We start from the raw sequence: 14,589 nt of genomic DNA on the forward strand, positions 1-14,589 counted from the left end.
CTCACCGTACTCCTCGACCAGGGGCATGAGCTCGTTCACCCGCTCGACGATGCGGCGCTGCTCGGCGAGAGGCGGAACTGGGACCAGAATGACGTTCAATGACTTCTGATTAGTCTTTGGCATTTTGACACGCGTATCACCCTTAAGCGTCTCCTCAGTGAAGAAATTGCTGAGGAGAACCGTGAGGACATATTCAGGTTGCAGCTTGGTGTTGAGCGGATACATATCCGCACTACACAGCCCATCAAAAGGGGCGATAACCGCCTTTCGAAGAGCTGGACGAATCTTCGAATAGAGAATCTGTCCTGCAGAGAACAGGTGATTGGCGCTCTTAACCTCGTCGGCCTTAACACTATGACAGAACAAGAGCTTTCCGGTGCCTTTTTGGATGTTGTCAGGCGCGATATGAGGAAAGTCCTGATATTTCAACGGGTCGACCAAACGCGCTGCAATTCCAATGACTTCACTAAATCTCGCCCAGGCCCAGCTTTCCGGAATCCCAAACGGAACCTCGTCCGCGATGCACTTGTCGCTCAGAACGCGTCCCTTAGTGTCCACGTGCTTCTCATAGGGGGAGCCATCGGAACCGGATTGGCTTTCAACTGTATTCGCGACAAGCGTTGTAAAATCTAGTGAGACGAGCATCCCGGTTGCTCCAGCGCTTCGATGCTCTGGTCTTTAGCGTCTTTCGTTCAGTGGGGGACTGACCGCAAGCGGCGTAAACAAGAAAGGGGACAAGCGTAAATGAAAGCAACCGAGGCGAATCTGCTCGACCTTATGGGCGTGGCGAAGATGCAGTTTGTCATTCCCGTGTACCAGCGAGTTTACTCGTGGAGTGTAAAAGAGTGCGAGGTGCTTTGGGATGACGTCATGCGAGCGGGTCGTGATGGCGTATCGCACTTCGTGGGGTCAATGCTTTATATCCCCGAGTCCGAGAGCTCTGCCACGAGCATTTCGCGCGTGCTTCTGATTGACGGACAGCAGCGCATGACGACGTTTTCGTTGATGATTGCAGCTTTGGCTGACTATTTGGAGAGCAACCCCGACAAGGCTGGCTTCCTTGGCGACCTCAAAATCTCGGCGCTGAGGAAAAATTACCTCTTTAACGATGACGACTACAACGGTCTGGCACGCTACAAGCTGGTGCTCTCGCAGGACGATAAAGAGACGCTGTTCTCCATCGTGTCTGGGGCTCCCGTGCCAGATGAAAAATCGGATCGGATTGTCGAGAACCATGCGTTCTTCCGCGAGAAGATGCGTGGTAAATCATTTGACCCGGCAAGGCTTTGGGCGGGGCTAAACCGCGTGCAGGTCATCGACACTAAGCTCACCGCTGGCGTTGATAATGCCCAGCTCATATTTGAGTCCATGAACTCCAAGGGCAAGCCGCTCACGCCCATTGACCTCATCCGTAACTACGTTCTAATGTCGCTTCCCAACGACGAACAGACCAAGCTTTATGAGGGTTATTGGCATCCACTCGAGTGCTTGTTCGGAAAAGGCGGCGAGGACGAGTTCAATGCATTTATCTGGTACTGGCTGTGGCTTAAAGTTCCCAATAGGATGCCGAAGGAGAACGAGGCCTACTACGAGTTTAAGCGCTATTTCGCCGACGACTACGATGGTGACACCGAGGGCCTGCTTAAGGAGCTGCGCGGGTATGCACATAGATACGCCAGTCTGTTCCTTGGTAAGGAGAAGGACGACGGACTGCGCCGAGTGTTCGGCAGAATCGTAAGCCTCGACGTGAAGCAGATAAGGCCCCTCTTAATGTTGCTTTATTCGGTTTACGAGGGGAATGGACTAGACCGCAATGCGTTTTTACGTATCTGCGAGACTATCGAGTCGTTTCTGTTCAGGCGAGCGGTTTGCGGCAGACTTACCACGGGCCTAAATAATTTCTTTGCCGGCATGTATCGCAATCTCGAGCAGCAGGACGATATCGAGGAGTACGTTACGGCGATGCTCCTTATCCACAGCAGCGGTATGACCGCATACTTTCCGACAGACGAGCATTTTGTCGAGGAGTTTAAGGCGCGTGACTGCTACAACCGCTTCTCTAAAAAGCGCTATTACCTGGAACGCATGGAGAACTGGCACCACCCGAAGGAGTCCATCTCAGCCGACGATTACCAGATCGAGCACATCATGCCCCAGACGATTGATGATGAGCACGGCTGGAAGGAATCGCTTGGTGAGAACTGGGAAGACGTCCACGACAGGCTGTGCAACAACTTGGGAAATCTTACGCTGACGGGCTACAACCAGGAGTACTCAAACCGGTCGTTCTCGGACAAGCTCAATCTGCCTGACGTCGGATTTAAGTGCAGCCCGCTCTACCTAAACAAATCGATTGTCTCGCATGAAAAATGGGGTGAGGAAGAGATTGGGCAGCGCGCGGACGAGCTGGCGAAAGAAGCGTGCGAGATATGGAAGTATCCCGACCTTCCGGCAGACGTCGTCGACAAGTACCGTCCTTCTCGTGGGGAGCCTGACGAGGCTCCTGTCTGGACTCTGCATGAGAACCACCCCACCTTTGCCGAAGGTGGGCTCAACCAGAAGCTTTTCGATGAGGTGCGCGAGTCCGTTCTGAGTGGTAACCCTTCGTGGGAGTCCTACATAGCCAAGTACTATGTAGGCTTCAGGTCGGGCAAGCGAAAACTGCATGCCGTGTTAGAAGGTAGGACCAGCAACGGTGGCTGGATTGCCGTCGGCCTGGCAAAGAGCGTGGATGACCTAATTGATCCAGAGGACATGTGCCAGGACAAACGTACGCAGGGTGGATTTGGCCCAGGCCTACCGACCTATGTTGCTCTTCGTAATGCCGATGACATTCCCGCGGTGCTCGATCTTATAAAGCAGTGCTAGGTTAAAGGCCGGGAATCTAATTCCCGGCCCTTGCCATCTCGGAATTGCCGATGGCTTATCTGCCCACCTACACCCCCGCAATCCCGCGCGCCGCGCTCAGCAGCTCGTACTCCCTCTGGCTCCACTGGTGCAGCTCGGCCGCGTGCACGGCGTCGCGACACAGGTCCAGGAACACCTCGGCGCCCTCGCAGAAGCACTCGCGGGCAAAGGCGCCGGATCCGTCCGCAACGCACGCACCGTCGGCAAAAAGCTTCCAGCTGGACGGCTCGCGCGAGCCGTCTCCGAGCAGCTTGATCTGCAGAACATGTGGGCCGCCAGCGGCACATGGCCCTTCTTCCAACGCCTGCACCGTAAAGCGCATCTGGAGGGACAGAGTATAAAATCCGGAAAAGTGTCGAAATAGGCACCTTAAAACTTCGGAAAAGTGTAGCTGGATGACAAAACAGCACTTAGAAGCCGGTGCTGGATGCGGGATCCTGCGGCCGCCTTCAGCTCTCGCTACTCGTCGTCTCCGTCGTTGGGGTCGCCCTTGAGGGTGTTGATGTCCAGGTACTGGTTATCGTTCTCTTTTTGCTGGGTCTCCGACTCCGCTTGGGTGGGGCCGCGGAACAGCTGGAACCCCTCAAACGCAATGACACCGAGCAGGGCAATGATAATGGCGATAAAGGCAACCTTGACTGCCTGCGGAAATTCCGAGAAACGCAGCGCCTTTTCCTCGGCGTAATAATCGGCAAAGCGCTCTTCGCCCGTGCTTTTGGTATACGCCGGCGCGGACGCGGCCTCCGGGTCATATTCCGGTGCAGGCGTGGCGGCGTACGGATCGTTGAGATAATCGCTCGATGCGGTGCCATAGTTCTCGGTCTCGATGCGACCGTTGCCAGCATAGCCATCGGAATAATCGGAATATGCCGCACCGCCCTCATAGTCCGCGGCGCTCGTGTTGGCGGCAAAAAGCGGGTTAACTGGAACGTCGAGCGCCGGCATGCCGGTAGAGGTCTCATCCAGATCGGTTGCAGCCCAGGAATCGTAGGCAACCTGATGGGCAACGGGCTCATCGAGCCTTGTGACCGGAGGCTTGCGTGCCGCAGGAACGGGCAACTGCTGGGCGTTGTACATAACGGTGCTGTCGGCCGATTTGCCCTGCGTCGCCGCAGCGAGAAATGCCGCCGTCTCGGACGGGTCGCTTGCGGGGCGGGGAGCGGTCGTGGGCGCCGAAGTGGGTGCGGGCGTAGGCGCGGGCGTCGGCGCAGATGCGGGCTTAGGCGCAAGTGCGGGATTGGGACTTGACGGGCGAGCCCCGCCGCCCATGAGTTCGTCGGCGGTCCACGGGCGATCATCCATCACGTCGTCAAGGCTCAGCGAAAACAGGTCGTCTTCACTCTCATCGAACATGCGGTGCACATGTCCACCAATTGCCGGAATCAATCCGCGACCGGTGCATGATGCCTTGCTCAACGCCATTCTGTTCCATCCTTTCGAAATACTAATGACATCGATTATATGGAACTTCCCAAGCGGCTCGGTCTTGGATTCGTGCTTTCCAGAACTCGCGCCCAAAAGGGGAGGGGCAATCCAGGCGAGTGCCTACTTGTCGCCGGCCGCCGCCTTGGCCTCATTGAGGTAGCTATAGAAGCTGTACTTGGAGATGCCAAAGAACTCGCAGGCGCGCTCGCTCGACTTGGAAATGAGGAAGGCGCCGCGACGGTCGAGGTAGCCAATGGCACGAATGCGCTCGTCTTTGGTCATGAGTGCCGCGGGCTTGCCCACAAACTGCTCGCACTCGTGCAGCAGGTCCTCGAGCAGGTCGCCGATGTTCTTGGTAATGGGCTCGGGCTCGGTATAGCCCGTGCCGCCGGTGCCGGTAAAGGCGTCGAGCGAACGCTCAAAAGCCTTCATAAGCGTAATGTCAAAGTTGATGCCCAAAATGCCGACGGGCTTGCCCTCGTCGTTGCGGATAAAGATCGTCGACGATTTGAGCAGCTTACCGTCGGTGGTTTTAGTGAGGTACGGCTCGCGGTCGTGTACATCGGTGGCGCCCTCGTGCATGGACTCAAACACGATATGGCTGGGGCCGTCACCCAGTTTGCGCCCGCTGACGTGGCCGTTTTCAATCACTACGATGGAGTGGTCCACGTCATCGGTCTCCAGATCGTGGACGACGATTTCGCAGTTGGGGCCAAATTGGAGCGCCAGGCCGTGTGCAAGGCGCTTATAAAACTCAATCTGTGCGGGGGTCATAGGTGCCTTCCTAAAAATTAGTTTGGGCTCACTGTGCCATAAACCACACATGACCGCAAACAAATCCATCAACAAGGCAATTCATGACCGTTCGGCGGCGAAAAAGTACCGATTGCGGCAACAAACAATTCGTTAGGTATACCAATCAAAAAGTGTGATAGAACATTACTAACAAACTTTTTGTTTGGCATCCACATAAAAGTTCAGCCGTGTGAATGGGATCGGGCTGAAACGCGTATGCGGGGGCCGGCAAGAGAGGACTTAAGGAGTTCACCGTATGGCCGATAAGATCCAGTGGGCGGGCAACACGATGCCCAAGAGCGATGACAAGCACTTGGGAATCATGAGTCTCGACCACGTGAAGAAGGCCCGTGCCTTCCACCAGTCGTTCCCTCAGTACACCGTCACTCCGCTTGCCCGCCTGGACGGCCAGGCCGCGCGCCTGGGCCTGTCCAACCTGTGCGTTAAGGACGAGAGCTATCGCTTTGGCCTCAACGCCTTTAAGGTCCTGGGCGGCTCGTTTGCCATGGCCAACTACATTGCCGACGAGACCGGCAAGGACGTTGCCGACTGCACCTTCGATTACCTGACCTCCGATCAGCTGGCCGAGGACTTTGGCCAGGCTACCTTCTTTACCGCCACCGACGGCAACCATGGCCGCGGCGTGGCATGGGCTGCCAACAAGCTGGGCCAGAAGGCTGTCGTGCACATGCCCAAGGGTTCCACCAAACCCCGCTTCGATAACATTGCCGCCGAGGGCGCCACGGTGACCATTGAAGAGGTCAACTACGACGAGTGCGTGCGCATGGCCGCCGCCGAGGCCGACGCCTGCGAGCGCGGCGTCATCGTTCAGGACACCGCCTGGGAGGGCTACGAGAAGATCCCGTCCTGGATCATGGAGGGTTACGGCACCATGGCTTCCGAGGCTGCCGAGCAGCTGCGCGAGATGGCCATCAACCGCCCGACGCACGTGTTTGTCCAGGCTGGCGTGGGTTCGCTCGCCGGCGCCGTGGTGGGCTACTTCACCAACCTGTATCCCGATAACCCGCCCACCTTCGTCGTGGTTGAGTGCGCGCCTGCCGCCTGCCTGTACAAGGGCGCTGCCGCCGGCGACGGCGATCCGCGCATCGTGGACGGCGACATGCCCTCCATCATGGCCGGCCTGTGCTGCGGCGAACCCAACATCCTGGGCTGGGATATCCTGCGCAACCACACCACCGCCTTCGTGTCCTGCCCCGACTGGGTCACCGCTCGCGGCATGCGCACCCTGGGCGCTCCCGAGAAGGGCGACCCGCGCGTCATCTCCGGCGAGTCCGGCGCTGTGACCACCGGCCTGGTCGAGACCCTCATGCTCGATCCCGAGTACGCCGAGCTCAAGGAGCTCATCGGCCTGGACAAGACGAGCTCCGTGCTCTGCTTCTCCACCGAGGGCGACACCGATCCCGACCAGTATCGCCGCATTGTTTGGGAAGGCGAATATCCCACTTGCTAATCGTTGGGGCGGAGTAAATAGGTATCGCTCCGCCACCTCACAGGTAGATTCCTTCGTTTGAAAGGTTATGAACAATGGCTAAAGAACTCGATTTCGACGCTATCAAGGCTGCTGCTGAGTCCCACCGTGCTGATATGACGCGTTTTCTTCGCGCAATGATTAGCCATCCCTCTGAGTCTTGCGAGGAGGGTGAGGTTGTCGCCTGCATCAAGGCCGAGATGGAGAGCCTTGGCTATGACGAGGTCAGGGTCGACGGCCTGGGCAATGTCATGGGCTTTATGGGCGAGGGCGACAAGATCATCGCCATCGACTCCCACATCGACACCGTCGGCATCGGCAACATCGAGAACTGGGATGCCGATCCCTATGAGGGCTACGAGACCGACGAGATCATCTACGGCCGCGGCGGCTCCGACCAGGAGGGCGGCATGGCTTCTGCTACCTACGCTGCCAAGATGATGAAGGACATGGGCCTTATCCCCGAGGGCTACAAGATCATGGTCGTCGGCACCGTCCAGGAAGAGGACTGCGACGGCATGTGCTGGCAGTACATCTACAACAAGGACGGCATTAAGCCCGAGTTCGTCATTTCCACCGAGCCCACCGACGGCGGCATCTATCGCGGTCACCGCGGCCGCATGGAGATCCGCGTCGATGTTCACGGCACCTCCTGCCACGGCTCCGCTCCCGACCGCGGCGACAACGCTATCTACAAGATGGCCGACATCATCGCCGACGTCCGTGCCCTCAACAACAACGGCTGCGATGAGTCGACCGACATCAAGGGTCTCGTCAAGATGCTCGACCCCAAGTACAACCCCGAGCACTTTGAGGATGCCCGCTTCCTGGGCCGCGGCACCTGCACCGTCAGCCAGATCTTCTACACCAGCCCCAGCCGTTGTGCCGTGGCCGACTCCTGCGCCATCTCCATCGATCGTCGCATGACCGCCGGCGAGACCTGGGAGTCCTGCCTGGACGAGATTCGCAACCTGCCGGCCGCCAAGAAGTACGGCGACGACGTGAAGGTCTCCATGTACATGTACGACCGTCCGTCCTGGACCGGCGAGGTCTACGAGACCGAGGCTTACTTCCCCACGTGGATCAACAAGGAGACCGCTCCGCACGTCAAGGCCCTCGTCGACGCCCACAAGGCCATGTTCGGTGACGAGCGCATCGGCTGCGAGCCCAGCATGGACAAGCGTACCGGTCGCCCGCTGTGCGACAAGTGGACCTTCTCCACGAACTGCGTCTCCATCCAGGGCCGCTACGGCATCCCCTGCGTGGGCTTTGGCCCGGGTGCCGAGTCTCAGGCTCACGCCCCCAACGAGGTCACCTACAAGGACGACCTTGTCACCGCTGCCGCCATGTACGTGGCTGCCCTGAACCTCTACGATCCGAGCCAGGCCGATGGCGACGCCACCGTGTTCCGCGCCGGTCTGACCAACAACAAGATCGATTAGTCCCATTCCTCGATTTTGTTGAGCCGGGGGCCGCTCGTGTCCCCGGCACCCCCTGTTGACTTGGGGACCCGCGGTCGTTATATCCCATGCTTCCTCAACGGTGGCGGGTCCTCGTCATAGTGCTCGGCATGTTCTAGCCACACGCGCATGCCGGAGCATATCCACTCATTGCGATCGTTTCATCTTTTCGAAAGGACATTTCCATGGACGCTAAGTTTACCGAGCTCGTCGAACAGCTGAACGGCCTTGATTTTAAGGGTATGTACGGCAGCGACTTCCTGCACACCTGGGACAAGACCACCGATGAGCTCAAGGCACTCTACATCGTCGCCGACGCTCTGCGCCAGCTGCGCGAGAACAACGTCTCGTCCAAGATCTTCGACTCGGGCCTGGCCGTCTCCCTGTTCCGCGACAACTCCACCCGTACGCGCTTCTCCTTCTCTAAGGCCGCCAACCTGCTCGGCCTTGAGCTGCAGGACCTGGACGAGAAGAAGTCCCAGATCGCCCACGGCGAGACCGTCCGCGAGACCGCTACCATGATCTCCTTCATGGCCGACGTCATCGGCATCCGCGACGACATGTACATCGGCAAGGGCGACGCCTACATGGCCGAGGTCTCCGAGTCTGTCCAGCAGGCTTACGAGGACGGCGTTCTGGATCACCGTCCCACGCTCATCTCCCTGCAGTCCGACTCCGACCACCCCACGCAGTCCTCTGCCGACATGCTCTACCTCATCAACGAGTTTGGTGGCCTTGAGAACCTCAAGGGCAAGAAGGTTGCCGTCACCTGGGCCTATTCGCCCTCTTACGGCAAGCCGCTGTCCTGCCCGCAGTCGCTGATCAGCCTGCTGCCCCGCTTTGGCATGGACGTCACCCTGGCCCACCCCGAGGGCTACGACCTCATGCCCGAGGTCGTCGAGCGCGCCCGCGGCTATGCCGCCGAGTCCGGCACCACCTTTAAGCAGGTCAGCACCATGGCCGAGGCCTTCGAGGGCGCCGACATCGTGATCCCCAAGAGCTGGGCTCCGTTTGCCGCCATGGAGAAGCGTACCAACCTGTACGCCGAGGGCGACGACGCCGGCATCGCAGCGCTCGAGAAGGAGCTGCTCGCCCAGAACGCCACCCATCAGGACTGGTGCTCCACGACCGAGCTCATGGAGAAGACTGCCAACGGCCAGGACACCATCTTTATGCACCCGCTGCCCGCCGACATCTCCGGTGTCTCCTGCGAGCACGGCGAGGTCAACGCCGACGTCTTCGATATGCACCGCGTGGGCATGTACAAGGAGGCCAGCTACAAGCCGTACGCCATCGCTGCCATGATGTTCCTGCAGAAGGTTGCCGATCCCACCACTACCCTCAAGGCCCTCGACGAGCGCAACACCGCCCGTTGGTTCCAGGCCTAAAGCCGGGTTGAGGTAAACCATGTAGAGGGGGCACTCTGCCAACCGGCGGGGTGCCCCTCTTTTTGCATCGTGGGCGTGCGGGACAAACGCTTTCGATGTGGGTGCCCCGCGGCGCGAGTTATGGGTACGATGGCTTCAGGGGAGGTGTCGCCATGAAACTTGGTTGCGTCATTATGGCTTCGGGCGAGGGCAAGCGGTTTGGCTCCAACAAGATGCTCGCCGATATCTATGGCAAGCCGCTGATTGCCTGGACTATCGATTCGGTTCCCCGGAGCTTTGACGTCGTGGTTTCGACGCGTTGGCCCGAGGTCGCCCAGATTTGCGAGGACAAGCATTGCCCGTGCGTGCTGCATGATGGCGAGCTGCGTAGCGAAAGCGTCCGTGCGGGCCTTTCGTGGGGAGTCGAACGCAACTGGAAAAGTTGCCTCTTTTTGCCGGGCGACCAGCCACTCGTGAGTTCGGATTCTTTTGAGGCTATGGTTCGTGCATTTGACGAGCTTGGCCGCAAGCATCCGGTGCGTCTTGCGTGCAACGGTGAGCCTTCGAGCCCGGTGCTCTTTCCGGCGGAACTGTTCGATGCGCTTATGTGTCTTGAGGGCAAGGACGGCGGGGGCTCGATTCTCAAGGACCGTACCGACGTGATGCTGGTCGAAGCGCGCGCCTATGAGCTGTGGGATGTCGATACCGCCGAGGGACAGCGACGCATAACGGAGCATATCGCGGCCTGCTCGTATTTTGATCGCGTAGCCAACTGTATTAATCAATAAGGAGCAACATGATCATTATCAAAAATGGCGCGCTTGTGACGCCCCAGGGGCTTCGTCGCGCCGACCTTGCCATGGAGGGCGACAAGATTGCGCGAATTGCCGCGACGATCGAGCCGGGCGAGGGCGATACCGTCCAGGACGCCGCGGGCTGCTGGGTGTTCCCCGGCTTTATCGACGGCCACACGCACATGCAGTGCTGGACCGGTATGGACTGGACAGCCGATAGCTTTGAGACCGGTACGCGTGCGGCTGCCTGCGGCGGCACCACGACCATCGTGGACTATGCGACGGCCGACCGCGGCGTGACCATGCCCGATGCCCTTGCCGAGTGGCATCGCCGCGCCGACGGCACCTGCACGGCCAACTACGCTTTTCATATGGCGCTTGCCGAGTGGAATGAGCGCAACCGTGCCGACCTCTCCGCCATGCGCGAGGCGGGCGTATCGTCGTTTAAGACCTACTTCGCCTACGACCATCTGCGCTTGGACGATGCCGAGACGCTCGAGGTGCTGGAGGAACTCAAGCGCCTGGGCGGTATCCTGTGCGTGCATTGCGAGAACGGCACGCTGGTTAACGCGCTGCAGAAGCGTGTATACGAGCAGGGCGTCCACGGGCCCGAGGGTCATGCGCTCAGCCGCCCGGACGTGTGCGAGGGCGAGGCCGTGAGCCGTCTGCTATATCTGGCGCACCTGGCCGGCGACGCACCGGTCAACGTGGTGCACCTTTCGACCAAGCTGGGGCTCGAGGCCATCCGTGCCGCCAAGGCGCGTGGGCAGAAGAACATCTATGTCGAGACCTGCCCTCAGTATCTGATGCTCGACGATACTTGCTACTTGGAGCGGGGCGAGGACGGCTTTGCGGGTGCCAAGTATGTGATGAGCCCGCCGCTGCGCCATGCCGGCGACCGTGCGGCCCTGCGCGAGGCGCTTGTGGCCGGCGAGATCGATACCATCGCCACCGACCACTGCAGCTTTAATCTGCACGGGCAAAAGGATCGCGGGCGCGACGATTTCCGCGCGATTCCCAACGGCGGGCCCGGCGTGGAGCATCGTCCTGTCGCGATCGCCACGAGCTTTGAGGGACAGCTGGGCCCCGAGGACCTCTGCCGCCTGATGAGCGAGAACCCGGCGCGCGTGTTTGGCATGTACCCGCGCAAGGGATGTCTTGCCGAGGGCTCCGATGCCGATGTGTGCGTGTGGGATCCCCAGGCGCGCTGGATCATTAGCGCAGCGACGCAGCATCAGGCTGTGGACTACACGCCGCTCGAGGGTTTTGAGGCGCATGGTCGCGCCAAAGCCGTCTACGTCAACGGCGTACTGGCGGCACGCGACGGCGAGCCCACCGGAGCCCAGCCCGGCCGCTACGTCCCCCGCTAACAGGAAGGGTGCCGCCAGGGTAGCTAATTTGGGAGATGATTTTTCAACATGGGGTAGCTAAAAGAGCCTCGTCCCAAATTAGCTACCCCCGGAGGCTGTTAGCGACGACGGGGCGGCCGAGGGCGGCCTCAAAGCGGCCTGCCATAGCCGGGTCGCTGAGCGTGTCGACTTGGTTGAGCATGATGCGTGCGGTACTGAGTTTCAGCGCCTGCATCTCGGCATTGAGCACTTGGGCGACGCGCTCGGGCGTGGCGACGTCGGTGGGCTCGCAGTCGCACCGCTCGCAAAAGAGCTTGGGTCGGTGGACGGCCTCGCTGATGGGCTTGCCCAGCCCCGAGGCGCCGACGAGCCAGACGATGTTGGCCGTGCCAGGTGGAATCACCGGCTCCCATGGGGCGTGCGCCTTGAGCGGGAGTCGCTTGCTGCCGTCCGCCTCGGCCAGGACGTAGTCAAAGCGCTGCGCCAGCTGGTCGAGCGCCTCGGCAGGGGAGGAGAGCTTGCCCGTCTGGGGGTCCAAGACGCCTGCTTGGCAGATGCTTCCCCGCACAAGCCCCGAGCAGGCCTCGCAGGTGCAGCCTGGGGCGTGTAAGGCACCTGGCTTCCAGGGCGCAGCGTCCAGACGACGGCTCGACCCGTCCCATGGCACGCCGGCGACGGGAAACATGTGCGTGGTGGTGCAGAGGAGCACGCGGCCGCCAGCGCGCATAAGCTCAAGGCCGAGCATCTTTAGCAAGGTCGACTTGCCGCCACTGCCGATAATTGCGGTAATGCCCGGCTCGATCTTGAGCGCCGAGGCAAGGCTGCCGCTAACCGTTTCCATCTGTTCACCGCCGTATAATACTGTGATAATAAATAATCATCAGAGTAGCGGTCGAACCGCTTTTGCTCTGCTCAAACCGTAGCACAGGGAGGTGTCCCGGGAATGCTCGTTTATGTTCGCGGCGCTGGCGATATCGCCACGGGCGTCGCCGCTCGCTTGGTGCGCTCCGGCGTGTCGGTCGTTATGGCCGATATCGCGGTTCCCACGTGCATCCGCCGCACAATCTGTTTTTGCGAGGCCATTCGCCAGGGCGAGGTCGAGGTCGAAGGCATTCGCGCTCGCTTGGTGCAGACGCCGGCTGAGGCGCTTGCGATTACCGAGGCGGGGGATGTCGCCGTGGTGGTGGACCCCCAGGCCAAGATGCTCGACGAACTGAAACCCGCTGCCGTGGTCGACGCGATTCTGGCTAAGCGCAACTTGGGCACCACGCGCGATATGGCGCCTGTCGTCATCGCCGTGGGGCCGGGCTTTACCGCGCCGGTCGATTGCGACGCCGTGGTCGAGACCATGCGCGGTCATTTCCTCGGCCGCGTCATCACCCAGGGCTCGCCCCAGCCCAATACGGGCGTGCCGGGTGTCATCGCCGGCTATGGCAAGGAGCGCGTTATCCACAGCCTCGCCGCCGGCGTATTTCGGTCCGACCATGCGATCGGCGATATTGTGAGCGCCGGCGACGTGATTGGCTACGCGGGCGATACGCCCATGGTCACGCAGATTGACGGCTGCCTGCGCGGCCTTTTGGCAGACGGCGTTCAGGTCATCGAGGGCTTTAAGTGCGCCGATGTCGACCCGCGCGGCGACACCAGCTACATCAACTATATTTCGGACAAGGCGACATCGGTCGGCGGCGGCGTGCTCGAGGCGCTCGCCATGCTCACCGACGTTTTTAGGGGATAGGAAGCGACGATGGAAAAGCTCGATGTGGTGAATGCTGCGCTTGGCGCTCTGAAGGCTGGTAAGACGTGCGAGCTGGTGGTCGTGGCCGGTACGGCAGGGTCATCGCCACGCGGCGTGGGCGCCTGGATGGCCGTTTTTGCCGACGGTAGCCAAGCGGGCACCATCGGCGGCGGCAAGATCGAACTCTTTGCGCTGGACGAGGCCCGCGAGCTGCTGGCCGGGGGTCAATCGCGTCTGGTCCGCTACACCATGGGCGGCGAGAACTCCGATACCGGCATGATCTGCGGCGGAGCCATCTGCCTGTGCTATCTGCACCTGGACGCGACCCAGGCGACGTTGTTCCAGGAGATTGCCGACGTCTTGGCGTATCGACGCATCGGCGACTTCGTTATCGACTTTGAGCCGTTTGTCACCCAGACGCTCGAGGGCGATGTGGCTGAGTACCATGGCGAGGCATCACGCCATACCATTGCCGGCTGCCCCGAGCTTTCGCTGGTGGAAGAGGGGAGCAACGTCACCTACACCAACGCCGCCTCCGAGATTCCTCCCGCGCACATCGAGACGCTCTGCCCCGAGGGCCTGACCTATATCTTTGGCTGCGGACACGTGGGCGCCGCGACGGCGCGCGTACTCACGGCGGCGGGCTTTGCCGTCGTGGCCTGCGACGACCGCCCCGGCACGTTGACGCCCGAATGGGTGCCCGGTGTCTATGATCGTCGCCTGGTCGATTACAAGAACCTGAGCGAGCTGTGTCCCATCGGTCCGCGCGACCTGGTAGTCGTCGCCACGGCGGGTCACAAGTCCGATATCGACGTGGTGATTCAGGCCATGCGCGCCAAGCCAGCCTATCTGGGTTGCCTGGGTTCGCGCCGCAAGACGGCCTTTGTGCGGGCTCGCTTGGAACGGGAAGGCTTTACGCAGGAGCAGGTCGACGGACTGCACCTGCCGATCGGCGTTGCCGTCGAGGCGGAGGATCCCGAGGAGATAGCCATCTCCATCGCCGCCGAGATGATCCAGCTGCGCCGCACCAAGCTCATCCCCCGCAAGCGCTAATCGCATCCCCATATATGAGTTGCGGTGAAATGCGGACTGTTTAAGCTAGCTAAGCTGTCAAACAGTCCCTATTTCACCGCAACTGCCATTTTCCTCCGTTCCCTAGGGACCAATATGTGCGGGGGAGTTGTGGAGGGTTGATTTTCAATCTCAACGCAACAGCCTGAACGGACCCCGCGTTTCCGCAGCTAGCGCAACGCGGAAATAGCCCC

At 60.4% G+C, this 14,589-nt stretch carries 13 protein-coding genes; 8 read left to right on the forward strand and 5 right to left on the reverse strand.

The window, feature by feature from the left end; translation table 11 throughout:
- Window positions 1–645 (reverse strand): restriction endonuclease subunit S (locus tag GT571_RS09745; protein ID WP_192934697.1); only part of this gene is annotated, 645 nt, incomplete at its 3' end.
- A gap of 99 nt (window positions 646–744) precedes the next feature.
- Here GT571_RS09745 and GT571_RS09750 point away from each other — a divergent pair.
- Window positions 745–2,868, forward strand: a complete 2,124-nt coding sequence (locus GT571_RS09750; protein ID WP_006235248.1) for a DUF262 and DUF1524 domain-containing protein — start codon at window positions 745–747, stop codon at window positions 2,866–2,868.
- A gap of 67 nt (window positions 2,869–2,935) precedes the next feature.
- On the opposite strand, the gene GT571_RS09755 is transcribed toward GT571_RS09750, so the two are convergent.
- The 3 genes from GT571_RS09755 to GT571_RS09765 form a co-directional block, all read right to left on the reverse strand.
- Entirely contained in the window at window positions 2,936–3,208 is a 273-nt protein-coding gene (locus tag GT571_RS09755; protein ID WP_147293056.1) for a hypothetical protein, read from the reverse strand.
- A gap of 158 nt (window positions 3,209–3,366) precedes the next feature.
- Window positions 3,367–4,329 (reverse strand): hypothetical protein, encoded by a 963-nt coding sequence (locus GT571_RS09760; RefSeq protein WP_161156949.1) that lies wholly within the window; start codon window positions 4,327–4,329, stop codon window positions 3,367–3,369.
- Window positions 4,330–4,452: 123 nt separating this feature from the next.
- Complete coding sequence (locus GT571_RS09765; RefSeq protein ID WP_040359230.1) at window positions 4,453–5,106, reverse strand: helix-turn-helix transcriptional regulator; 654 nt, start codon at window positions 5,104–5,106, stop codon at window positions 4,453–4,455.
- 277 nt (window positions 5,107–5,383) lie between these two features.
- Here GT571_RS09765 and dpaL point away from each other — a divergent pair, with 277 nt between their 5' ends.
- From dpaL to hydA, 5 genes are all read left to right on the forward strand, one after another.
- Window positions 5,384–6,598: a diaminopropionate ammonia-lyase gene (gene dpaL / locus GT571_RS09770; protein WP_117583046.1), complete on the forward strand. Its 1,215-nt coding sequence runs from the start codon at window positions 5,384–5,386 to the stop codon at window positions 6,596–6,598.
- 74 nt (window positions 6,599–6,672) lie between these two features.
- On the forward strand, window positions 6,673–8,058 hold the full coding sequence (locus GT571_RS09775) for a YgeY family selenium metabolism-linked hydrolase (RefSeq protein ID WP_161156951.1): 1,386 nt from the start codon (window positions 6,673–6,675) through the stop codon (window positions 8,056–8,058).
- A 203-nt stretch (window positions 8,059–8,261) separates the two neighbouring features.
- On the forward strand, window positions 8,262–9,464 hold the full coding sequence (gene ygeW, locus GT571_RS09780) for a knotted carbamoyltransferase YgeW (RefSeq protein ID WP_161156953.1): 1,203 nt from the start codon (window positions 8,262–8,264) through the stop codon (window positions 9,462–9,464).
- Window positions 9,465–9,616: 152 nt separating this feature from the next.
- A complete protein-coding gene (locus tag GT571_RS09785) occupies window positions 9,617–10,231 on the forward strand; it encodes a nucleotidyltransferase family protein (protein WP_161156955.1) in 615 nt (204 codons plus the stop codon).
- Window positions 10,232–10,239: 8 nt separating this feature from the next.
- Window positions 10,240–11,607 (forward strand): dihydropyrimidinase, encoded by a 1,368-nt coding sequence (gene hydA / locus GT571_RS09790; protein WP_161156957.1) that lies wholly within the window; start codon window positions 10,240–10,242, stop codon window positions 11,605–11,607.
- 82 nt (window positions 11,608–11,689) lie between these two features.
- Here the strand turns inward: hydA and yqeC are convergent, their stop codons facing one another.
- Window positions 11,690–12,427: a selenium cofactor biosynthesis protein YqeC gene (gene yqeC, locus GT571_RS09795; RefSeq protein ID WP_161156959.1), complete on the reverse strand. Its 738-nt coding sequence runs from the start codon at window positions 12,425–12,427 to the stop codon at window positions 11,690–11,692.
- A 102-nt stretch (window positions 12,428–12,529) separates the two neighbouring features.
- Here yqeC and yqeB point away from each other — a divergent pair, with 102 nt between their 5' ends.
- Both yqeB and GT571_RS09805 read left to right on the forward strand, forming a co-directional pair.
- Entirely contained in the window at window positions 12,530–13,324 is a 795-nt protein-coding gene (gene yqeB, locus GT571_RS09800) for a selenium-dependent molybdenum cofactor biosynthesis protein YqeB (protein ID WP_161156961.1), read from the forward strand.
- A gap of 9 nt (window positions 13,325–13,333) precedes the next feature.
- Window positions 13,334–14,377 carry an XdhC family protein gene (locus GT571_RS09805; RefSeq protein WP_161156963.1) on the forward strand — a complete coding sequence of 348 codons (1,044 nt, stop codon included), beginning with the start codon at window positions 13,334–13,336 and terminating at the stop codon, window positions 14,375–14,377.
- Window positions 14,378–14,589: the final 212 nt, after the last annotated feature.

This window comes from Collinsella aerofaciens (genome assembly GCF_009876115.1).
In the GTDB taxonomy this organism is placed as follows: domain Bacteria; phylum Actinomycetota; class Coriobacteriia; order Coriobacteriales; family Coriobacteriaceae; genus Collinsella; species Collinsella aerofaciens_N.

Bases quoted from the DNA above. Each gene is read 5' to 3' on its own strand.
- GT571_RS09750 (WP_006235248.1), top strand. From the start codon at position 745: ATGAAAGCAACCGAGGCGAATCTGCTCGACCTTATGGGCGTGGCGAAG.
- GT571_RS09760 (WP_161156949.1), bottom strand. From the start codon at position 4,329: ATGGCGTTGAGCAAGGCATCATGCACCGGTCGCGGATTGATTCCGGCA.
- GT571_RS09765 (WP_040359230.1), bottom strand. From the start codon at position 5,106: ATGACCCCCGCACAGATTGAGTTTTATAAGCGCCTTGCACACGGCCTG.
- dpaL (WP_117583046.1), top strand. From the start codon at position 5,384: ATGGCCGATAAGATCCAGTGGGCGGGCAACACGATGCCCAAGAGCGAT.
- GT571_RS09775 (WP_161156951.1), top strand. From the start codon at position 6,673: ATGGCTAAAGAACTCGATTTCGACGCTATCAAGGCTGCTGCTGAGTCC.
- ygeW (WP_161156953.1), top strand. From the start codon at position 8,262: ATGGACGCTAAGTTTACCGAGCTCGTCGAACAGCTGAACGGCCTTGAT.
- GT571_RS09785 (WP_161156955.1), top strand. From the start codon at position 9,617: ATGAAACTTGGTTGCGTCATTATGGCTTCGGGCGAGGGCAAGCGGTTT.
- hydA (WP_161156957.1), top strand. From the start codon at position 10,240: ATGATCATTATCAAAAATGGCGCGCTTGTGACGCCCCAGGGGCTTCGT.
- yqeC (WP_161156959.1), bottom strand. From the start codon at position 12,427: ATGGAAACGGTTAGCGGCAGCCTTGCCTCGGCGCTCAAGATCGAGCCG.
- yqeB (WP_161156961.1), top strand. From the start codon at position 12,530: ATGCTCGTTTATGTTCGCGGCGCTGGCGATATCGCCACGGGCGTCGCC.
- GT571_RS09805 (WP_161156963.1), top strand. From the start codon at position 13,334: ATGGAAAAGCTCGATGTGGTGAATGCTGCGCTTGGCGCTCTGAAGGCT.